Source organism: Methylocapsa sp. D3K7 (assembly GCF_029855125.1).
Taxonomy (GTDB): Bacteria; Pseudomonadota; Alphaproteobacteria; order Rhizobiales; family Beijerinckiaceae; genus Methylocapsa.
Window position 1 is genome coordinate 953,009 of sequence record NZ_CP123229.1, and the last position, 19,697, is coordinate 972,705.

The window sequence follows — 19,697 nt, forward strand, 5'->3', positions numbered from 1 at the left end:
AAACGAAGCCGGTACTATTATTGTTTGATGGTGCCTACAGCATCTTTCCAAGCCGCTTCCGAGATCGCCGCGCGCAAGCAACGCGCGAGCACTTCATATTTTCCGCGTTCGGACTGACCTGCGAGTTTCGTGCATTGCTCACGGCCGGGATCCGGCGTGCGGGTCCAGGAACCTGTCACTTCAGCGCGATACCGGGATTCAACATCCTGACAGAGAGCCAGCGGCCGGGGATGCCCGGAAAACATTGCACATGTTTTTTCGATCGGGAAGTCGGGCAATCCCATTGGCGCCGGATCCGCCATCGCCGGAACTGAAATCGCAGTTAGGGCGGCGAGGGATATAATCCTAATATTAGCTAACATTCTCGTAAAACTTTCATTCGCAGGGTTGAAACTTTGCTTTCTGCTCCAATAAACACTGCAATCATCCACTGTGCGGCCTATTCAATAAATATGCGGAACTCACGAGGCCTTAGAAAATGACCTTTGCTTAAAATACGCTTACTAAAGGGGGTAGATTTTGTATGGAGACATTTATTATTATTTTGTGGACTGCAGTCGATTGTCAATGCTCCAAATGGGTAACAGTTTACCTCAACTATACAATGATTCCGCCTTCTCCCGTCCGATCATTGGCATAAGCTAAACTTTCCAATTCCCGCTCCCCCATTGATTTGAGCTGTTGCTACTTCTTCCCGCTGGATAGGAAGTGTCTCGATAGGGACCAAATGACACCTGATGGAATTAAAATATTATTAAAAATTACATTATGTTCTAATTTTGTCCAACAAATGATCACGTCCGAACGCGTGTCCGGCAAGTTTCGCTCAAGTTTGCTATTCTTAAGGCAAGCACTCCTAGATTAGGGGCAACGACTCCCGACCGCCGCGCGTTATGCCACGCCGAAACTTGGCGAGGCAGCTCTTCTCTCTCTGCCAACAAACGGTTATATTGCGTCGCAGCAAGCTTGTTTCGCGCGATGAAACGGCGCAGGAAGGCAGCTGCGAAGGATATTTTGAAAATGGGGCAACAAATCGCGCAACAGCAGGGTTCTCCGGCGCCCGTGCAGCAGGACGCTGGGGAATCCGTCGTCCCACGAAAAACCGCCTTCTCCGGCCTGGCCCTCGGTTCCCTTGGCGTTGTGTTCGGTGATATTGGCACGAGCCCCCTCTACGCGCTGCGAGAATCGTTAAGTCACATCAAAGCCGCCGGGGTGACAGATAGCGGGGTCATTGGAACCGTATCCCTGCTTGTATGGGCGCTGTTCTTTACCGTGACTGCGAAATATGTGCTGTTTCTGATGCATGCGGATAATCGGGGCGAAGGCGGCATCCTCTCGCTGATGGCCCTCGCTCAATCGGCGCTAGGCCACGCCGTGGCGCCGGTGTTTTTCCTTGGCGTTGCGGGAGCGGCGCTGTTTTCCGGCGACGCGATCATCACGCCAGCGATTTCGGTGCTTTCAGCGATCGAAGGACTCGAACTCGTCACCCCGATTTTCTCGCCCTATATTCTGCCCGCGACCGTTATTATCCTGGTGTCGCTCTTTTGGGCTCAAAGGCGCGGCACCGCTCGCGTTGCCGCCTTTTTTGGCCCCATCATGGCGGTTTTTTTTCTTGTCATCGGAATATTGGGAGCGTCCCACATCGGCGACTCGCCGCGCATTCTCCACGCATTCAATCCCATCCTCGGCTTGGACTTTCTGTTCGGCCACGGCCTGCTCGGTTTTGTCGTGCTTGGCTCTGTTTTTCTCGCGGTCACTGGTGCCGAGGCGCTTTACGCGGACATGGGTCATTTTGGCCGCGCGCCGATTCAAACCGTGTGGATTCTGTTCGTGCTTCCGGCTTTAAGCTTGAACTATCTCGGGCAAGGGGCGCTGGTTCTCGCCAACCCGGCGGCGGTTGACAATCCGTTTTTCCTGCTCGCGCCAAAATGGGCTCTTCTACCCCTCGTCATTCTTGCCACGATGGCGACAGTGATTGCCAGTCAGGCGGTCATTACCGGCGCATTCTCTCTTGTGCGCCAGGCGATTCAGCTCGGCTTGCTGCCGCGCATGCTCATTTTGCATACGTCTGAGACGCAAGAAGGCCAGATCTTCCTTCCTCGCATCAACCGTCTGCTGCTGATAGGCGTTTTGGTGCTCGTACTCGTGTTCAAAACTTCAAGTTCGCTGGCCTCCGCCTATGGAATAGCGGTGACCGGCACGATGGTGGCGACCACCTCGCTTGCTTTTGTCGTAGTGTGGCAATGCTGGCGTTGGCCGGTTTGGCTCGCCGCCGTGTTCGTTTCGGGGTTTCTTGCCATAGATCTCGCGTTTCTTACGGCCAATCTCATGAAGATTGTTGATGGCGGCTGGGTGCCTCTGCTGATTGGGGGCTGCGCGATGGTTGTGATGTTGACATGGGTTCGCGGGACAAAGCTTCTGACGCAAAAATTCCGCCGTGATTCCATTCCGACACCCGCTCTTATAAGTATGCTGGAGAAATCAAAACCAATGCGGGTGAAGGGGACGGCAGTCTTCCTCACGAGTTCGCCCGAGATCGCGCCTTCCGCCCTTATGCATAATCTCAAACACAACAAAGTCCTTCACGAACGCGTATGGCTTTTGTCGGTTCTGACCGAAGATACGCCGCGGGTTCCGGCCAGCAAGCGCTATCAAATCGAGAAACTTTCCGAGGATTTTACCCGTGTGATCCTGCATTATGGCTACATGCAAAGTCCGCGTGTCCCCGCCGCGCTCGCCTCGCTTCGCAAGGCTGGCTTGAAATTCGATATCATGACGACATCGTTTTTTCTGGGGCGGTGGACCATCAAACCCGCCCCCAATTCGGATATGCCCGTTTGGCAGGACCGACTTTTTATCGCCCTGGCGAGACAGGCGGCGAACGCGACCGACTTCTTCTCAATCCCGTCCGATCGTGTCGTCGAGCTTGGTGCCCAGGTCACGGTCTAATAGCATCTCCCTGGGGTGACCGTGGGGATTCCCAATTTTTCCGTGATTTGAGATGCCCGTGGTCCCGAAGCGCTCGTCAACCACTACCTCTGGGCAGACGTCATCCCGCCACACATCCGTCGACCGATCAAACTTATTTGCCTTGTCGCGAGGCCTTAGGCTTCCAGAGCGGTCTCGGCCAGCCTTTAGATCATCCCATCTGCGGCCCTAGCATCGCACTCTCCCCTCTCCGGCTCCACCAGACTCGATGAGAGGATTGGGAGCGACGCCATCCGGAATAGAAACCGAAGCAAAAGCTTGCCATCGCGCAAGAAGTCTCTTGATCGCCTCTATCCGCTGATCGTCGCCCGGGATGCGGGCACCAAGCCTAGCCATTTCTTGCAGATCGGCAAGGTTACGCCGCAGCAAATTGATATTGTCAGCAAAGCCAAAGTTGTCGAGCCCGCTCATTTTGACCCCCACGTTAGGCCACGCCAGATTTGAAGTTTCCGCCGTACGGTGTTTTACGCTGCTCTTCGGCCATTTTCGGAGCGCTTCGCGAACCTTGGTGCAATCTCTGGGAGATCGCCGCCGGAAAATTCTTTCGAACGTCTGAGCTTTCTTTGGAATGCGGGACCGAACAACCCAATGACATAGCCAATTTGGAGGCTAACGATCACTGCGGCGGCTTGCAGACACCAGCCCAAGAAGCCGCCCTCCAAATATGCTGGGTTGGTCAGAACCAACATGAGGGCAATCGCGAATGCGGGAACAAGTACAAAAAATTTGAAAAATTGTCCCAGAATAAAACCAATGAGAACGCCACTAACAATGAGAATGCCCATCGCATCCTCCTTTTGAAAAGGTGATTTATAGTAGACTATCGATTACATATCGTTCATCGTCAGAGAGAATAGTATTAATATCAATGCATTAGATAATAACGTAATAGATTATTAATCATCTGATGCGGCAAAATGAACAAGACCCATTTGGGTTATGGAGGTCGCGGCGATAGCGGCGGATTCGCTAGGAACCGCGATCCACCGGTCCCATCCTGCGGACCCCAGACACTCCTTCGGCCAGCACGACATCGTTCCACATTTTGTTACCTGCCTATTCATCCGCTTCCCGACGCTTGACGGCAGGGTTAATCCCGCCTAGCCCCAAAAAATGATCCCCCAGCAACGGCTTTCCTTGTCCCCCTGCTTCAAATCGTCTGGATCGACATTCTCTTGTCGGGCGACAATGCTGTGGTCATTGCCCTAGCCTGCCGGTCTTTGCCATTACGGCAACGCCGCTTATCGATCTGGCTGGGCGCCGCCGCGGCGATCGCGCTGCGCGTCGTCTTTACACTTTCCGTAGCGCAGATTCTTGCTTTGCGTTTCGTAAAAATCATCAGCGGAGCAATCTTGCTCGTGATCGCTATCCGGCTCGTCGAGGAGGAAGACTCGGCGAAAGAGGTTGAGCCCCTGTGGCGGCTCGCAAACCAGCGGCTCATGACTCCCGCAAATCGAAGATTTATTTAGATAATTTTTGCTATAAATTTAATATACTAAATTTTACAAATTTGCACCGATTGGGTGCGTCCGGCTGCAGCGGTTTTAATGCACGGGTGGCAGGATGCCACTGATCTCCAAAAGCCAGGTTCGGCGCGATCTGGACCTTCTGGATCTGATGAAAACTTTATTGATTGTGGCGAAGGCAACGCGCGTTCATCCACGAGGCGCAATGCGCGCACGGGATGAGAGCTACACAGCTTAATAGAAAAATGCTGTTTTTTACCGTTCATACTGAAACAGGTGATTGATCATGCTTTTGAACTCAGCAAAGGTATTCGCCGGGGTTTTGCTAATGATCGGCATGGCCCAGGCCCAGGTCAGCAATAATGATGCTGCGCCGCCACAGACTTTAGCTGGGGCGATCCGTGTTCCAAACGTAAGACCTTGGCCGACATCCCCCGGCACCGGGGGGCACGTTGTCATCCCGCAGTCGAGCATTCCCACTCCCGGGGATGCAGGCAAACGTGCTCACACGAATACCCGCGTGTTCGTGCCGAACGAACCGATGAAGCCGCAGGCGTCGGTCGCCCGCCCCCTGGTTGGCCCGCCTTTCCCTGGATATTTTTTTGAAACGCCAGCCTCCCTTGCCTGCATCTATGGCTTGGTCGCTGTGACGCCCGGGTGCGATCCCAATACAGTCACAACGGTTTCGAACCGCGGCAGCAAGGTCATCGCCATCGTCGATGCTTTCGACAACCCATCGGCTTTGGCCGATCTGACATTATTTTCGTCTCAATTCGGCCTTCCGGCACCTACGGCTACGAATTTCCAGGTCGTCTATGCATCCGGCGTTCAACCGGCCAACGATACCAACTGGGCGCTCGAAGAGGCACTCGACATCGAGATGGCTCACGCGATGGCGCCAAACGCAAAAGTAATCCTGGTAGAGGCTGCATCGGATTCCCCCGCCGATCTTATCGTCGCCGAAGATGTGGCGAGCGGCCTCGTGGCCGTCGTGGGTGGTGGCGAGGTCTCGAACAGCTGGGGAGGAGATGAATTCGCGGGTCAGGTGGCTTTCGACACTCACTTTTTGACACCCAAAGTCGTCTATTTTGCTTCCACGGGGGATGCGCCCGGTGTGTCTTGGCCATCGACCTCGGCGAATGTCGTTGCTGTTGGGGGGACGAGCACTTCTCGCTGGCCTTCTACCGGCGCTTTCCGTTTTGAATCCAGCTGGTCGGACGGAGGTGGAGGATCGAGCGCAATCGTTCCAAGGCCCGCTTACCAGAATAGCATCCGCTCGATCGTTGGAACGCAGCGGGGTGTACCCGACATTTCGGCTGACGCTAATCCGATCACGGGGGTTTGGGTTACCTGCGGTCTCGGCTGCGGGATGCCCCCCGGCAGCTGGTACATTGTGGGGGGAACGAGTGTTTCGTCACCGCTCGTTGCAGCGATGACGAATGGGGCCGGCCGCTTCGCCCCCAACACGGCGTCGGAGCTGACAACGATCTATGCAAATAGCGAGCATCCGCGATTTGGGCCGTGGCGAAGATTCAACAATGTTGTGCACGGCATATGTGGCCCATTCGCAGGTTATGCGACCAACAACATAAACGGATGGGTGCCACCTTCATGGGATTTTTGTACCGGGGTCGGTTCTCCGAAAGGTCATGCGGGGCTTTGATTGGAATACGCCGCTCGGAACGAGTGAGCGGCGCATTGCATTTTTTTGTTCGCCCACAATCCAACCTTGAACTTAACTTGAAAAATCAAAATAGCTCGTGCAATGGGAGAGGGCAGGAAAATAATCTTTGCCCCTTCTCACATTGCCCTCGGCTCCAGACTTGCGGATAGGCGCATTCCGGAACCGTCGATATAAGATGACCAAGCGTCTTGCGTTGGAAGCGTTGCATCGAACAAAGAAACGTCCGCCCTTATCAACGCCAAACATTATAGCCTTGAATTAAGAGCCCCTGTGGATGCATCCATTAAACGGTGCATGCGCTGGGAGGACAGGAGCGAGAGGGAATTCGTAGCGTTCGCTCAGAGCGTGATTGCGAAGTGCTTTTTGTCAAACGTGGGATTGTCGGCTTCCCGCCTCCTTGACGCCGGGCAGGCCGAAACGAATTGCCGCTTTTGCTTGCCAAGCGCAATTTCTGGGAAGCGTTAGCGATTTTTACCTCTGCTAACATATTGATTTGATTTATGGTGCGGGCGGCCGGAATCGAACCGGCACTCTGTCACCAGAACTGGATTTTGAGTCCAGCGCGTCTACCAGTTCCGCCACGCCCGCATTGAGCCTCAATTCGATTCGGCCTGACTAACGCGGCGCGACTCCTATGGCTCCCAAGGCTCCCTATCTGCCATAACGCCCTAGCCGCGACAACCCTCGACCTTGATTGCTGCAAGCTGAATAGCAGTTGGCCCTTAGATCTTTGTTTTATATTGGTGGATTACGACCGCAACAAGCAACAGAACGATGACTGAGCCCCCAGAAACCGCACAACTTGTGGAAGTTCCCTTCGACCGGTCCGTTCCCGGAGAACCCGGAAAACTTATCCGCGTGTCGCCCCTTGTCCGCCGTATTATCGCGGGAAATCCCGGCCCGATGACATTTACCGGAACCTGCACCTACCTCGTAGGAGACGGCGAGGTGGCGATCATCGATCCCGGGCCGGACAGTCCAGAACATCTCGCGGCGCTGCTTGCGGGCTTGCGCGGCGAGACCGTTACAGCAATTTTCGTCACCCATACACATAAGGATCATTCCCCCGGCGCGCGCGCTTTGCAAGCCGCGACGGGAGCACGAATCTTTGGCTGCCCGCCGCACGACTTTTCGCGCCAGCCTTCCGGTCATCCCATCGATGCGGCCAATGATTTCGGCTACACGCCGGACACGGTTCTGCATGAGGGAGAAGCGATCGATTTTAAAGATTTCTCCCTCGTCTGCGTCGAGACACCTGGCCACGCGATCAATCACCGAGCGTTCGCCTTGCCGCAAGAAAATGCCCTCTTCTCAGGCGACCATGTGATGGCGTGGTCGACCACGGTCGTTGTACCGCCGGAAGGCGCGATGCGTCACTACATGGCATCGCTCGCCAAACTTTTGATGCGTGACGACAAAATATATTGGCCCGGCCATGGCGGCCCGGTTCGGCAGCCGCGCAATTTCGTGCAGGCACTTATCAAACATCGCCGAATGCGCGAACAATCGATCCTCGCCCGCTTGAAGGCGGGAGATACCGCAATTCCGGCAATTGTTGCCAAAGTCTATCAAGGCCTCGATCCAGCGCTGACTTTCGCCGCCGCGCTTTCGGTTCTCGCGCATCTCGAGGATCTCGTCGAGAGAGGGCTTGTCAGAACCAACGCAGCGGTAACACTCGCCGCGCATTACCACCCATCCTAGGTGAGGCCGCGCCAGCCCCGCACAATTTACGGCGATTCCGCGGCGCTTACTTCTTATCGACGACGGCCGTCAGCGCGGTCTCGAAATTGGCGACGTTGCGCGAATTGGCGCCAAAATCGTAAGGCGCGAAGCGCGACGCCGACCGGATGTCGATTCGCGTTTGGCCGGCAAGCGGCCGCAGTCTCAATGTGACATCGGTCGGAAAACCGAGCAGAAAACTGTTGGCTATCGCGTCAATGTGGGCGACGCCAGAACGTCCCCCCTGAGGCCTCTGATCGACGATTTTCCAGCCCGTCGCCCTCATCGCCTGAATGGCGGCATTGAAGGCATCCTGGGCTTCGAGATCGAGAAGAATTGGCTGGATTTGCGGATAGACCTTGAGCTGTATCTTACGGCGCGCGATGGGAACACTCGCGGGTGTCGCGCCCGCACGGGCAGCCAACGCCTCGCGCGACAGCGAAAAATCCGGCGGATTTGTAAGATCTGTTGAAACGTCGGGAAGCGGCGGCAGCCGCAGGGTTTGTTGTACGAGATAGGCCGGGTAAGCGAGGAGCAAGGCGGCCAGAAGCAGTCCCGCAAAGGCCTGCCCAGCCCCCTTGCGGCCGCTGCGCCAAATGACCACGAAGGCTAAAATCGCTGTCAATATCGCGGCGCAAGCGATGAGCAAGGAACCGCCGAGGACCGCCAGCAGATCAAGCCCGCGGCCAACCCCCGCGATGCCCACAAGCGCGACAGCAAGCGCAAAGATCGCAAGACGGCGGCTAAGTAAGGCCGCCGTGGAATAGGGCTCCTCGATGATCAGACGCCGCATGCAAAATACCCTCTTGCGGCCGGCCCCGCCTCCGGCAGCGTGGATCCTCACGGGGAATTGTTGTAGCTCTTACACGCCGCCGCCGCTGTTGCAACTATACGCCGAAAAGGCTTTAATCGATCATATAGCGAACGCCAGCGCGCAGTTCATTGACAAATACCCTTTGCGACACGGACGTGCCTGTCAGACCGGAAAAGCCGGAAACCGTTCCAAGATCAAGAAAACGGTAACCGACGTCAAGTTGCGCATGATCGGTCATCGCGATCGCGACACCGGCCATGAGCGCCCAGGCAAATTGATAGTGCATGCGCGTTTGGCTGCGATCGAAATCGAAGAAGAACCCATTGGTGCTCACTTGATAGGGCAAACCATTGCTCATTGTCCAAGTGTCGGATTGCCAGTTTCGCGACCAAGTGACACCGGCGCCAGCGCCGATATAGGGTGTGAAGCCACCCCATGTGGCAAGATCGACATAGCCATTGGCCAATAAATCCCAGCGGTGGATTTCGGTGTTCAGATGGCTGGTGCAAATATCGGTCGCTGTAACATTTCCCGAAGCGTCAACGGCCGTGATGCATCGGATCGAAGGACCGATCGCGGCCGCCTGAACCTTTGAGCGATAATCGAGAATGAGGTCCGTTCGGAACCAATCATTGATCTTGTAACCGCCTCCAACTCCAGCGCTGTAACTGTTGAGCACGGACTGCGATGCGCCGAACGTCGAATCTGGCGCTATTTTGGGAAAGGATTCTTGCGCATAGGCAAGATCGCCACGAACGTACCAATTGGACGCGAATTGGACTTCGTCGTCGGGCAGCGCCGGAACGCCGTCGCCCGGAGGCACCCAATAATCGGCCGCCGCCGAGCGCTCCACGAATGAGACAAGGCCTGCCACGGCCGCCGCCCACACCATGTTGCGCACGAAATTTTTTGAACTCATGGGTTTCATCCTTTCGAATCGCCCGGGAGCCGCGGCCGGGTTCAATGCGATTGGAAGATTGGAGCTTATTGCTTAAACGCCACTTAACCATGACGCCTTAGGCGGACAGCACCGCCAGCTTGGCGCAAGCCTTAAATCCGCGCGCTTTTCGAACCGAACAACGGAGATGCACTTGCGCGGCCCGGCATCGCCACTATAGTCGCGCGGCTTCTTAACCCCGCGAGTTCTCAATGGCTGGTTTAACAAAAGACGTCAAAAGAGTCGTGCTCGCCTATTCAGGCGGTCTCGATACATCCATCATCCTCAAATGGCTGCAAACAAATTACGGCTGCGAGGTGGTGACCTTCACCGCTGACCTTGGTCAAGGCGAGGAGTTGGAACCTGCACGCCAAAAGGCGTTGCTGCTCGGCATCAAGCCGGAGCATATTTTCATCGAGGATCTGCGCGAGGAATTTGTCCGCGACTACGTGTTTCCGATGTTTCGCGCCAATGCCCAGTATGAGGGACTTTATCTCCTCGGCACTTCGATCGCGCGGCCACTGATCGCGAAAAAGCAGATCGAGATTGCCCGCAAAACCGGCGCCGACGCGGTGGCGCATGGCGCCACCGGCAAGGGCAACGATCAGGTACGTTTTGAGCTTTCCTATTATGCGCTGGAGCCCGACATCAAGGTCATCGCTCCCTGGCGGGAATGGGACTTGACCTCGCGCAGCGCGCTCATCGCTTTCGCGGAGCAAAACCAGATTCCGATCGCCAAGGACAAGCGCGGCGATGCGCCCTTCTCGGTCGACGCCAATCTTCTGCATGTGTCCTCGGAAGGCAAGGTGCTGGAAGACCCGGCACAAGAGGTACCGGACTATGTTTATTCTCGCACCGTCAATCCGGAGGATGCGCCCAACGAGCCCGAATATGCCGAAATCGATTTCGAGCGAGGAGATGCGGTCGCCGTCAATGGCAAGCCGATGTCGCCGGCAACTCTGCTCGCGCATTTGAACGCGCTAGGCCGCACGCATGGAGTTGGGCGTCTCGATCTCGTCGAAAACCGCTTCGTCGGCATGAAATCACGCGGCATGTATGAGACACCCGGAGGCACGATCCTTTATTATGCGCATCGCGGCATCGAGCAGATCACGCTCGATCGTGGCGCCGCGCATCTGAAGGACGAGTTGATGCCGAAATATGCCGAGCTCATCTACAATGGCTTTTGGTTTTCGCCGGAACGCGAAATGCTGCAAGCATTAATCGACCGCAGTCAGGAATTCGTTACCGGCCGGGTACGTCTGAAACTGTTCAAGGGCTCGGCCTTCGTCGTCGGCCGCTCCAGTGCATATTCGCTCTACGATCAAGATCTCGTGACCTTCGAGGAAGGTGCGAGCGCTTATGATCATCGCGATGCGGCAGGCTTCATCAAGCTCAACGCCCTGCGACTGCGCACCCTCGCCAAACGCGCCCGGAAGATGGAGCTAAGTAAGCAGTCCGAACACTTTTTTCTGAATGAACACGATTGATTTTTTTATCTGGACGCCCAAGTTTTAGACATTATCGTCAGAAAAAAACAAAAGATGCGACAATGCTTCAGGAAGCCACCAAGGAGACACATATGCGCCGGTTGATCACGAGTTCAGCGGCGGCCGCATTGATGGCCGGAAGTGCGGGATTTGGTGCACAAGCGGCATCGATTCCGATCTCCAACCCTGGCCTTACCGCAACCACAACCTTTCCGTTGGAAAAAGTCCAGTATTTCTGGGGTGGCTACAACTACTGCTGGTACGGCAATGGCTGGCAGGGACCTGGCTGGTACTGGTGCGGTTATCCGTGGCGTTACGGCTATGGCTGGGGCGGAGGCTACGGCTGGAATGGCTGGGGCGGAGGCTACGGCTGGCGCGGGAGAGGCTGGAACGGCGGCTGGCATGGTGGTGGTGGCGGCTGGCATGGTGGCGGTGGCGGCTGGCATGGTGGCGGTGGCGGCTGGCATGGTGGCGGTGGCGGCTGGCATGGTGGCGGTGGCGGCTGGCATGGTGGTGGTGGCGGCGGGCACGGCGGCGGCGGGCACGGCGGCGGACATCACCGCTAATGCTGCGTTGAATCGCGGCGCGGCGGTTCTTGGCCGAGCGTCAAGCAATCCTAGCGCACGCCGCGGTTCGGCTTTCCACAAAAAACATTGTAGATAGCCTTAAGAATCGTCCGCACGTCTTCGTTCGCCAAACTGTAAAAGATTGCCTTTCCATCGCGCTTCGTCTCGACGAGACCGTCGAGACGAAGGCGGGCGAGTTGCTGCGATACCGTCGATTGCCGCAAGTCCAATAGTTCTTCGAGATCGGACACGGATTTCTCGCCATCGGAGAGGTGGCAAAGAATCAAAAGACGCGATTCATGCGACAGTGCCTTGAGAAATTTGCTCGCTTGCCGCGCGCGGTCGGCCATTAACTCAAAGTTTGCTGGGGCGTCGCGGGGCTTTGACTGCTTGTTCGCCATGTCCTGTCCTAGGTAAGCCCGCATCGGATTTAACGGCACGGCTTTGTAATTAGAAAGAAATCACATCTTCCAGCAAAATATATCGTATTTATTGAATACATTCCAGACAACAAATCTCGCGTCGCGAGTGATTGTCCACAATGTCCAGCGCCCCTCCTCCCATCGGGACCGCGCGCTAGATAGGAGACTGGACAATGCGATCCCCATACACCCTGGTTCACGATCATTTCATAACATATGAATACTTGAATATGATACAAAATTGTGATTTGTGATGAAGGTGCAAGGAGGAGGCAATGCAAGCAAAGGTCCAGGCGTTCTTTGACGAACCCACGAATACCGTGAGCTATGTGATTAAGGATCCGCAATCAATGGCCTGCGCGATCATTGATCCAGTTCTCGATTACGATCCTGCGTCCGGACGGACTTCGGCGATTTCCGCGCAAAAGATCGCAGCCTTCGTTGAGAGCAACAAATTGCAGACTGAATGGATTTTGGAAACGCATGCGCATGCCGATCACGTAACGGCTGCCCCTTATTTGAAAGAGCGTCTTGGCGGCAAGATTGGGATCGGCGCCAATATCACGATCGTTCAGAAAGTCTTCGGCAAGGTGTTCAACGCCGGCTCTGGTTTTCGCCAGGATGGCAGCCAGTTCGATACTCTCTTCGACGACGGCGCAGTGATCGGCATTGGCGGATTACGTGGCCGTGCGATTCATACACCAGGCCATACGCCGGCGTGTATGACTTATATTTTCGGTGACGCCGCGTTCATCGGCGACACTCTTTTTATGCCCGACTACGGCACCGCGCGCTGCGATTTTCCTGGCGGCGACGCAGGCCAGCTCTACCAGTCGATCCAGATCATTTTCGCAATGCCGCCGGAAACGCGTCTGTTCCTGTGCCACGATTATTTGCCGCCTGGCCGCGCGGACTATCGATGGGAGGCGACGGTCGCCGAGCAGCGAGCCCACAATATTCTCATCCACGATGGCGTTGCCGAGGAACAATTCGTCGAGATTCGCAAGACGCGTGATGCCACGCTCAAAATGCCGGCGCTCATTATCCCGTCTGTGCAAATCAACATGCGGGCCGGACAGCTACCGGCCGCCGAAGACAATGGCGTCACTTATCTCAAGGTACCCGTGAACCTGCTCTAAAAACACATCGAAGGAGAGACTCATGACTGAGAATGTCGGCACCATCGACCGCGCGATTCGTATCGTCATTGGCCTCGCGTTGCTTTCCATGCTCATATTTGCCGGAAGCGAATGGAAATGGCTTGGCCTCATCGGCCTCGTTCCCTTGATCACCGCGCTGGCTGGACGCTGCCCCGCCTACAGCGTGATGGGTATCAAAACCTGCGCCAAAAGCCGTCAATAAAGCGCGACGCCATAAAAATTTGACACAAGTGTTAGCCCCTAGCTGCATCGATGGCAGCTGGGAAAGAGTACGGCCAACAGGGAGCGAATCATGTCCGACACACCAGCGCAAGCGGGCCATCCAATTCATGACGTTGTGATCGTTGGGGGCGGGGCGGCCGGAATCGCCGCAGCTGCAAGCCTTCTCCGCCGCAAGCCAAATCTCGATATCGTTGTCATCGAGCCGCAAACGAAACACTATTATCAGCCGGGCTGGACGCTGGTCGGAGCTGGCGTTTTCCGTGCCGCAAGTACCGAAAGGGATGAAGCCGGCCTCATCCCTCGCCGCGCGAAATGGCTCAACGCCGCCGTTGCGGCTTTTGCCCCCGAGACGAATGAAGTTATTCTTGAGGATGGGAAGAGAATTGCTTATCGCGCGCTGGTCGCGGCGCCCGGCATCAAGCTTGATTGGGCAGCCATCGAAGGCCTCCCCGAAACGCTCGGCAAAAATGGCGTCACTTCCAATTACCGGTTCGACCTCGCGCCCTACACTTGGCAGCTCGTCCGAGAGTTTAGCGGCGGTCGCGCGCTGTTCACGCAGCCTCCGCTGCCGATCAAATGCGCGGGCGCTCCGCAGAAGGCGCTTTATCTCTCCTGCGATGAATGGTTCCGCAACGGCATTCTCAAAAATACAACCGTCGAGTTTCACAACGCGGGCGGCGTACTTTTCGGCGTCAAGGATTATGTTCCGGCGCTCATGGAATACATCAAGAAATATGGCGTGGCACTCAACTTCAATAGCCGCCTTGTCAAGATCGACGGTCCCGCCAAGACGGCTTGGTTCGAGGTGACGAAGGACGACAAGAAAGAGACGATCGCGCGCCAGTTCGATATGATTCACGTCTGTCCGCCGCAACTCGCACCGGACTTTGTCCGCGCTAGCCCCTTGGCCGACAAGGCAGGATGGATCGAGGTTAACCAAGACACATTGCAACATCCGCGTTTTGCCAATGTTTTCGGACTCGGAGATGCCTGCTCGGCGCCAAACGCCAAGACCGCCGCGGCGGCCCGCAAGCAAGCGCCGATTGTGGCCGAAAACGTTCTGTGTTTTCTCGCCGGGAAGGCCCCGCACTGCACCTATGATGGTTATGGATCATGTCCGTTGACCGTGGAGCGTGGCAAGATCGTCTTCGCCGAATTTGGCTACGGCGGTAAATTGCTTCCGACCTTTCCCAAATGGCTGATCGACGGGACCCGGCCGCAACGGCTTCCCTGGCTCCTCAAGGAGAGGATACTGCCGCCGGTCTATTGGAAAGCGATGTTGAAGGGGCACGAGTGGTTGGCGCGGCCTTGGATCCAGCCCACCCCGCCATCCTAATTTCGAGCCGCGGTCACTGTGCTCTTGCCAGCGTCCGCATGGGCGATCGGATTTGGAATGCGCCTTGGATCAACTCGCTGGGCACAACGGTGCGACGGCGGTTCACACAAATATTTGCAAAGCGCTGTAGGTGCGGAACGATATAGGGCATTAGCGAGACCTCATGAACACCGATCTTGATACGGACACCGCCTCCGCGCAGGCGATTTTTCAGTCCTACGGCGGAATGGAAGGTTTGGCGGAGACATTCGCATTGCCAGCGCAGCCGCTCCCGGCCGGATGGCGCGCATTTTTCTTCAGGATATATCCCGGCCTATTGGTGGCGGCGACGATCGCCCTGGCCGCCACATGGTTATCGCAACAGTACCGGTCGCCGGTCATGCTGTTCGCTCTTCTCTTCGGGATGACTTTTCACTTTCTGCACGAGGAAGGCCGCTGCGTGGCCGGGATCGAATTCTCATCGAAGGCGGTGTTACGGGTCGGCGTGGCTTTGCTGGGAGCCCGGATCACGGCGACGCAGATTCTCGAACTGGGAGGCATGCCGATCGCTACCGTGGTGGGAGGCATACTCAGCACCATTGCGCTCGGTGCCTTCGCGGCCCAGCGGCTAGGGTTAAGCCGCTCCTTTGGCGTGCTGTCCGGCGGCGCAGTCGGGATTTGCGGCGCCTCGGCGGCCCTCGCGATCGCTTCGGTCTTGCCCCGCACAAACGAAAGCGAAAGGGATACCATTCTCACGGTGGTGACGGTGACGGTGCTCTCCACCATCGCCATGATCGCCTATCCGCTGTTCGTGACATTGGTTGGCCTTGATCATGTTCATGCCGGCATCTTCCTTGGAGGCACCATCCATGACGTGGCCCAGGTGGTAGGCGCTGGCTATTCGATCTCGCCGCAGACAGGGGACGTTGCGACCTACGTCAAGCTCCTACGGGTCACCATGCTTCTGCCCGTGGTTTTCTCCATCGCCTTCGTTGTCGGCCGCAGAGGCAAGGGCGGCCAAGGCAGCACAAAGGCGAAGCTTCCACTTTTCTTGGTCGGCTTCGCCGGCCTCGTGGCCTTAAATAGCCTTGGTGTATTGCCCAAGTTCGCGAGCGATGCAGCCAATGAAGTGTCCCGCTGGTGCTTGGTCACCGCGATCGCGGCGCTGGGGATGAAGACTTCGTTCAAGGATCTTGCGGCGGTTGGGTGGAGGCCGATCGCATTGATGGTCCTCGAGACCGCTTGGATCGCGGCCGTTACATTCGTCGCGGTAAAGTTCGCCTATTAGGTATGCTTGTCTCTTATCGTCGTCATCATTGTCTTGAGCCAACCTGTCATCGACCGCGCCAGCAAAAACGAACTGGGACACGACCTCGATTGCAGGTTGGACGGATTTGAAAAATGCGGGTACAAATTCCAAAAAAAGTCTCCTTCAATCGGCGAGCGAGGGTGGACACAAAATCATGATAAACAAACGATCCCTTCTCAGCGGAGCGGGAGGCACGCTCGCCGGCGCCGCTCTAGCGAAACTTAGTCTCCCTTTTGCTGCCTACGCCGATGACACCACCAGCCTTCCTTTCGTCAATGGCGACCGCCCCCTGGCGCGCTACCCTGGTAAGCGGCCGCTCATTCGCCTGACCGCGCGCCCGCCGCAGCTCGAGACTCCATTTTCGGTGTTCAACGAAAATGTGCTCACCCCGAATGACGCTTTCTTCGTGCGCTATCATTTGGCTGGCATTCCGCTTTCCATTGATCCCGACGCCTTTCGCATCGAGGTGAAAGGCAAGGTCGACCATCCCTTGTCATTATCCTTGACCGATCTAAAGACCGGCTTTGAGGCGGTCGAAATCGTTGCCGTCAATCAATGCTCAGGGAACAGCCGCGGATTCTTTGAACCTCGTGTGGCGGGCGGCCAACTTGCGAACGGCGCCATGGGCAATGCCCGCTGGCGCGGGGTTCCACTCAGGGCAGTTCTCGACAAGGCCGGCATTCAGGCTGGGAGCCATCAGGTCACCTTCAACGGTCTCGACGAGCCTGTGCTTCCCGATACGCCTGACTTCATCAAGGCTCTCGACATTGATCACGCCACGGATGGCGAGGTCATGATCGCCTACGCCATGAATGGGGAGGACCTGCCCTGGCTCAATGGCTATCCCGCGCGGCTTATCGTGCCTGGTTACTACGGCACCTACTGGGTGAAGCACCTGGACGAGATCACCGTGATCGACGGTATCTTCGACGGGTTTTGGATGAAGACCGCTTATCGCATCCCCGACAATACCTGCGCTTGCACCGAGCCAGGCCAGGCGGCCGCCGCGACCGTGCCCATCAAACGCCTCGCCGTCCGATCATTCATCACGAATCTGGTCGACGGTGCCAAGGTTAACGCAAAAGCAGAGACGCTCGTAAAGGGTATTGCCTTCGATGGCGGCTACGGAATCACAGAGGTTTCGCTGTCGAGCGACGAAGGACAGACCTGGAGCATGGCGAAACTTGGTCTCGATCTTGGCCGTTATTCGTTCCGGGAATGGCAGACCTCCGTGAGGCTCCCAGAAGGCAAGCATGAGCTGAAGGTGCGCGCGATCAACCGCATCGGCCAGTCTCAGCCTGTGGCAGCTTTGTGGAACCCCGCCGGCTATATGCGCAACGTCGTCGAAACGGTGCATGTGCAGGCGGCCTGAGAGTGCGTGCGAATATGCGGATGCCACTCTTTTCCTCGCATACCGTCTTGGCTGCCGTTGTGCTGATAATGGCGAGCATGAGTTACGCCAGAGCCGCGACCTATACGCTTCCCGAAGAGACCCCCACTTTGCGGCCTGGGCCCGGCGTCGAAGCGGCACAGAACTGCCTGACGTGTCACTCGATTGACTACGTCAGCACGCAACCGCCGAACCGTACCAAAGCGTTCTGGGAGGCCGAGGTCTCAAAGATGATCAAGGCCTACCATGCACCAATCAACGACGAGGACGCGAAGACCATCGTGAATTATCTCGCCAAGATCTACTGAGGAAGCTATTGGATAGGGCGGCATTGTCTTCCACGATCCAACGCGGGCATGAGCGGTGTGTAGTCTTACTCGTCGCGCCTCTCAGGTTCCAGTGAACCTTCTCTAAATTTCAATGAGGATAGAGCCCTGATCCAAGGCGCGAGGATTGCCTGGCCGTTTGCCGCCCAGGCGGTGCTTATCGGCCGATTTCCCGCCATAGCCCGATAAAAAAGGTGAAACGTGTCTAGCACAGCGGGGTTGGCAATGCGTGAGCGTTAACAGGGACTTGTGGCTTCATCTGACCGCAATGGGAACGGCCCGAACGTGGCCGGGCCATTGTCCCTCGTCCGCCCACTTGATTAGTGAAACTACCATAAATATAGACTAGTCCCCTCCCCTCATGCAAAAGGCCTTTCGTCCGCCGCGAGGCGAAGGAACCAGGATCAATGGTCAAAATCACCTATATCGACTCAAGCGGCGAAGCCCGGACGATCGAGGCTCAAGAAGACTCGACGGTCATGGAAAACGCCATCCGCAACGGGATTCCCGAGATCTCCGCCGAATGCGGCGGCGGTTGTGCCTGCGCGACGTGCCATGTCTATGTCGATGAAAAATGGGTTGCCTTGACGGGCAAAGCGTCCGACCAGGAAGAAGACATGCTGGACTTTGCCTATAAGGTGCAACCCAACTCGCGGCTTTGCTGTCAAATCAAGGTCACGCCGGAACTCGACGGGCTCGTCGTCACCACGCCAGACCGGCAGGGTTAGCAGATTTTCGCGAAATGCGGGGACTCGAACATCCGTGGACCCGCGGCATTTGCGTATTTTGGCCTCACACGAGGCGAGGCTTCCTATCGATACACGTCCGGAGCAAGGAATGAGTGAAAGCATAAAAACCGATGTCGTCATTGTCGGCGCTGGGCCAGCCGGTCTCTTCGCCGTCTTCGAGCTTGGCCTCCTCGACATCAAAGCCCATCTGGTCGATATTCTGCCGAAACCCGGCGGTCAATGCGCGGAGCTTTATCCGGAAAAACCCATCTACGATATTCCTGGCTTTCCCAAAATATCGGGGCAGGAACTGGTCGACGCTTTGCTGGAGCAAATCGAGCCCTTTCATCCCACATTTCACTATGGGGACATGGTCGAGGCCCTGGAAGTTCTCGGGACTGCTGAGACGCCATTGTTCCGGGTCCGTGCCAGTGGCGGCCAAAATTTTGAATGCAAGGCCGTGATTGTGGCGGCTGGCGGGGGCTCGTTCCAACCCAAGAAACCGCCAGTCCCCGGCATCGATGATTATGAAGGCAAATCCGTCCATTATGCCGTGCGCCGGATGGAGGATTTTCGTGGCCAGCATGTGGTCATCGTCGGCGGCGGCGATTCGGCGCTCGATTGGACTCTCAATCTGCACCCCGTTGCCAAGCGTCTGACCCTGGTCCACCGGCGCGATGAGTTTCGCGGCGCCCCCCATTCGGTCAAGGCGATGCGGGACCTCGTCGGCGCGGGACAGATCGAATTGCGCATTGGCCAAATTTCCTCGCTGTCTGGCAAGGACGGCGAACTTTCCTCGGTGGTCCTCAAGGCCGCGAGCGGCGACTCAGAGGAAATTGCCTGTCAGAAGCTGATCCCATTTTTCGGCCTGACGATGAAACTCGGGCCGGTCGCCGAATGGGGCTTGAACCTTCATGAAAATCTCATTCCGGTCGATGCCGGAACATTCGAGACCAATGTGCCGGGAATTTTCGCGATCGGTGATATCAATCATTATCCGGGCAAGCTAAAACTCATTCTTTGCGGCTTCCACGAAGGCGCGCTGGCGGCACAAAAAATCTATCACTATGTCTATCCCGGCAAGCGGCTGACGTTCCAATACACGACATCCTCCTCCAGCCTGCAGAAAAAGCTTGGTGTGAACTGAAACTTGGCCATTTG

The 19,697-nt window shown here is 56.5% G+C and carries 19 protein-coding genes, 1 tRNA gene and 1 pseudogene; 15 read left to right on the top strand and 6 right to left on the bottom strand.

Annotation, left to right across the window (positions count from 1 at the left end):
* Nucleotides 1-17 precede the first annotated feature (17 nt).
* Nucleotides 18-431 (bottom strand): hypothetical protein, encoded by a 414-nt coding sequence (locus tag QEV83_RS04365; RefSeq protein WP_280130029.1) that lies wholly within the window; start codon nucleotides 429-431, stop codon nucleotides 18-20.
* Nucleotides 432-1,020: 589 nt separating this feature from the next.
* Between QEV83_RS04365 and QEV83_RS04370 the strand changes: the two genes are divergently transcribed.
* Both QEV83_RS04370 and QEV83_RS04375 read left to right on the top strand, forming a co-directional pair.
* A complete protein-coding gene (locus tag QEV83_RS04370; protein ID WP_280130030.1) occupies nucleotides 1,021-2,949 on the top strand; it encodes a potassium transporter Kup in 1,929 nt (642 codons plus the stop codon).
* 297 nt (nucleotides 2,950-3,246) lie between these two features.
* Entirely contained in the window at nucleotides 3,247-3,432 is a 186-nt protein-coding gene (locus tag QEV83_RS04375; RefSeq protein ID WP_280130031.1) for a hypothetical protein, read from the top strand.
* Nucleotides 3,433-3,452: 20 nt separating this feature from the next.
* Here QEV83_RS04375 and QEV83_RS04380 read toward each other — a convergent pair whose 3' ends face one another.
* The gene (locus QEV83_RS04380) at nucleotides 3,453-3,773 is read right to left on the bottom strand and encodes a hypothetical protein (protein ID WP_280130032.1); all 321 of its coding nucleotides are present in this window, start codon (nucleotides 3,771-3,773) and stop codon (nucleotides 3,453-3,455) included.
* A 390-nt stretch (nucleotides 3,774-4,163) separates the two neighbouring features.
* Here QEV83_RS04380 and QEV83_RS04385 point away from each other — a divergent pair, with 390 nt between their 5' ends.
* Complete coding sequence (locus QEV83_RS04385; protein WP_280130033.1) at nucleotides 4,164-4,457, top strand: hypothetical protein; 294 nt, start codon at nucleotides 4,164-4,166, stop codon at nucleotides 4,455-4,457.
* A 283-nt stretch (nucleotides 4,458-4,740) separates the two neighbouring features.
* Nucleotides 4,741-6,117, top strand: coding sequence for a hypothetical protein (locus QEV83_RS04390; RefSeq protein ID WP_280130034.1), 1,377 nt, complete (start codon nucleotides 4,741-4,743; stop codon nucleotides 6,115-6,117).
* Between the two features lie 522 nt (nucleotides 6,118-6,639).
* Here QEV83_RS04390 and QEV83_RS04395 read toward each other — a convergent pair.
* A tRNA-Leu gene (locus tag QEV83_RS04395) sits at nucleotides 6,640-6,726 on the bottom strand.
* Nucleotides 6,727-6,912: 186 nt separating this feature from the next.
* On the opposite strand from QEV83_RS04395, the gene QEV83_RS04400 reads away from it, so the two are divergent.
* Nucleotides 6,913-7,839: an MBL fold metallo-hydrolase gene (locus QEV83_RS04400; protein ID WP_280130035.1), complete on the top strand. Its 927-nt coding sequence runs from the start codon at nucleotides 6,913-6,915 to the stop codon at nucleotides 7,837-7,839.
* Nucleotides 7,840-7,885: 46 nt separating this feature from the next.
* Here QEV83_RS04400 and QEV83_RS04405 read toward each other — a convergent pair whose 3' ends face one another.
* Entirely contained in the window at nucleotides 7,886-8,650 is a 765-nt protein-coding gene (locus tag QEV83_RS04405) for a DUF1499 domain-containing protein (protein WP_280130036.1), read from the bottom strand.
* A gap of 112 nt (nucleotides 8,651-8,762) precedes the next feature.
* On the bottom strand, nucleotides 8,763-9,590 hold the full coding sequence (locus QEV83_RS04410) for a porin family protein (protein ID WP_280130037.1): 828 nt from the start codon (nucleotides 9,588-9,590) through the stop codon (nucleotides 8,763-8,765).
* Nucleotides 9,591-9,820: 230 nt separating this feature from the next.
* Between QEV83_RS04410 and QEV83_RS04415 the strand changes: the two genes are divergently transcribed.
* Both QEV83_RS04415 and QEV83_RS04420 read left to right on the top strand, forming a co-directional pair.
* Nucleotides 9,821-11,098, top strand: coding sequence for an argininosuccinate synthase (locus QEV83_RS04415; RefSeq protein WP_280130038.1), 1,278 nt, complete (start codon nucleotides 9,821-9,823; stop codon nucleotides 11,096-11,098).
* A 62-nt stretch (nucleotides 11,099-11,160) separates the two neighbouring features.
* Complete coding sequence (locus tag QEV83_RS04420) at nucleotides 11,161-11,664, top strand: hypothetical protein (protein WP_280130039.1); 504 nt, start codon at nucleotides 11,161-11,163, stop codon at nucleotides 11,662-11,664.
* A gap of 50 nt (nucleotides 11,665-11,714) precedes the next feature.
* Here QEV83_RS04420 and QEV83_RS04425 read toward each other — a convergent pair whose 3' ends face one another.
* Complete coding sequence (locus QEV83_RS04425; RefSeq protein WP_280130040.1) at nucleotides 11,715-12,065, bottom strand: metalloregulator ArsR/SmtB family transcription factor; 351 nt, start codon at nucleotides 12,063-12,065, stop codon at nucleotides 11,715-11,717.
* Between the two features lie 296 nt (nucleotides 12,066-12,361).
* Here QEV83_RS04425 and QEV83_RS04430 point away from each other — a divergent pair, with 296 nt between their 5' ends.
* From QEV83_RS04430 to QEV83_RS04465, 8 genes and pseudogenes are all read left to right on the top strand, one after another.
* Nucleotides 12,362-13,225 (top strand): MBL fold metallo-hydrolase, encoded by an 864-nt coding sequence (locus QEV83_RS04430; protein ID WP_280130041.1) that lies wholly within the window; start codon nucleotides 12,362-12,364, stop codon nucleotides 13,223-13,225.
* A gap of 22 nt (nucleotides 13,226-13,247) precedes the next feature.
* Entirely contained in the window at nucleotides 13,248-13,448 is a 201-nt protein-coding gene (locus QEV83_RS04435) for a DUF2892 domain-containing protein (RefSeq protein ID WP_280130042.1), read from the top strand.
* A gap of 126 nt (nucleotides 13,449-13,574) precedes the next feature.
* Nucleotides 13,575-14,804, top strand: a pseudogene (locus tag QEV83_RS04440) (FAD/NAD(P)-binding oxidoreductase); the annotation flags it as partial.
* A 163-nt stretch (nucleotides 14,805-14,967) separates the two neighbouring features.
* Nucleotides 14,968-16,071, top strand: a complete 1,104-nt coding sequence (locus QEV83_RS04445) for a putative sulfate exporter family transporter (protein ID WP_280130043.1) — start codon at nucleotides 14,968-14,970, stop codon at nucleotides 16,069-16,071.
* 175 nt (nucleotides 16,072-16,246) lie between these two features.
* The gene (locus QEV83_RS04450; RefSeq protein WP_280130044.1) at nucleotides 16,247-17,464 is read left to right on the top strand and encodes a molybdopterin-dependent oxidoreductase; all 1,218 of its coding nucleotides are present in this window, start codon (nucleotides 16,247-16,249) and stop codon (nucleotides 17,462-17,464) included.
* Nucleotides 17,465-17,484: 20 nt separating this feature from the next.
* Nucleotides 17,485-17,790 (top strand): cytochrome c, encoded by a 306-nt coding sequence (locus QEV83_RS04455; RefSeq protein ID WP_280130045.1) that lies wholly within the window; start codon nucleotides 17,485-17,487, stop codon nucleotides 17,788-17,790.
* A 425-nt stretch (nucleotides 17,791-18,215) separates the two neighbouring features.
* Nucleotides 18,216-18,536: a 2Fe-2S iron-sulfur cluster-binding protein gene (locus QEV83_RS04460; RefSeq protein ID WP_280130046.1), complete on the top strand. Its 321-nt coding sequence runs from the start codon at nucleotides 18,216-18,218 to the stop codon at nucleotides 18,534-18,536.
* A 109-nt stretch (nucleotides 18,537-18,645) separates the two neighbouring features.
* Nucleotides 18,646-19,683, top strand: a complete 1,038-nt coding sequence (locus tag QEV83_RS04465; RefSeq protein ID WP_280130047.1) for an NAD(P)/FAD-dependent oxidoreductase — start codon at nucleotides 18,646-18,648, stop codon at nucleotides 19,681-19,683.
* The last annotated feature ends 14 nt before the right edge of the window (nucleotides 19,684-19,697 follow it).

Bases quoted from the DNA above. Each gene is read 5' to 3' on its own strand.
- QEV83_RS04435 (WP_280130042.1), top strand. From the start codon at position 13,248: ATGACTGAGAATGTCGGCACCATCGACCGCGCGATTCGTATCGTCATT.
- QEV83_RS04415 (WP_280130038.1), top strand. From the start codon at position 9,821: ATGGCTGGTTTAACAAAAGACGTCAAAAGAGTCGTGCTCGCCTATTCA.
- QEV83_RS04445 (WP_280130043.1), top strand. From the start codon at position 14,968: ATGAACACCGATCTTGATACGGACACCGCCTCCGCGCAGGCGATTTTT.
- QEV83_RS04430 (WP_280130041.1), top strand. From the start codon at position 12,362: ATGCAAGCAAAGGTCCAGGCGTTCTTTGACGAACCCACGAATACCGTG.
- QEV83_RS04390 (WP_280130034.1), top strand. From the start codon at position 4,741: ATGCTTTTGAACTCAGCAAAGGTATTCGCCGGGGTTTTGCTAATGATC.
- QEV83_RS04460 (WP_280130046.1), top strand. From the start codon at position 18,216: ATGGTCAAAATCACCTATATCGACTCAAGCGGCGAAGCCCGGACGATC.
- QEV83_RS04405 (WP_280130036.1), bottom strand. From the start codon at position 8,650: ATGCGGCGTCTGATCATCGAGGAGCCCTATTCCACGGCGGCCTTACTT.
- QEV83_RS04465 (WP_280130047.1), top strand. From the start codon at position 18,646: ATGAGTGAAAGCATAAAAACCGATGTCGTCATTGTCGGCGCTGGGCCA.
- QEV83_RS04450 (WP_280130044.1), top strand. From the start codon at position 16,247: ATGATAAACAAACGATCCCTTCTCAGCGGAGCGGGAGGCACGCTCGCC.
- QEV83_RS04410 (WP_280130037.1), bottom strand. From the start codon at position 9,590: ATGAGTTCAAAAAATTTCGTGCGCAACATGGTGTGGGCGGCGGCCGTG.
- QEV83_RS04370 (WP_280130030.1), top strand. From the start codon at position 1,021: ATGGGGCAACAAATCGCGCAACAGCAGGGTTCTCCGGCGCCCGTGCAG.
- QEV83_RS04400 (WP_280130035.1), top strand. From the start codon at position 6,913: ATGACTGAGCCCCCAGAAACCGCACAACTTGTGGAAGTTCCCTTCGAC.
- QEV83_RS04425 (WP_280130040.1), bottom strand. From the start codon at position 12,065: ATGGCGAACAAGCAGTCAAAGCCCCGCGACGCCCCAGCAAACTTTGAG.
- QEV83_RS04420 (WP_280130039.1), top strand. From the start codon at position 11,161: ATGCTTCAGGAAGCCACCAAGGAGACACATATGCGCCGGTTGATCACG.
- QEV83_RS04455 (WP_280130045.1), top strand. From the start codon at position 17,485: ATGCCACTCTTTTCCTCGCATACCGTCTTGGCTGCCGTTGTGCTGATA.
- QEV83_RS04380 (WP_280130032.1), bottom strand. From the start codon at position 3,773: ATGGGCATTCTCATTGTTAGTGGCGTTCTCATTGGTTTTATTCTGGGA.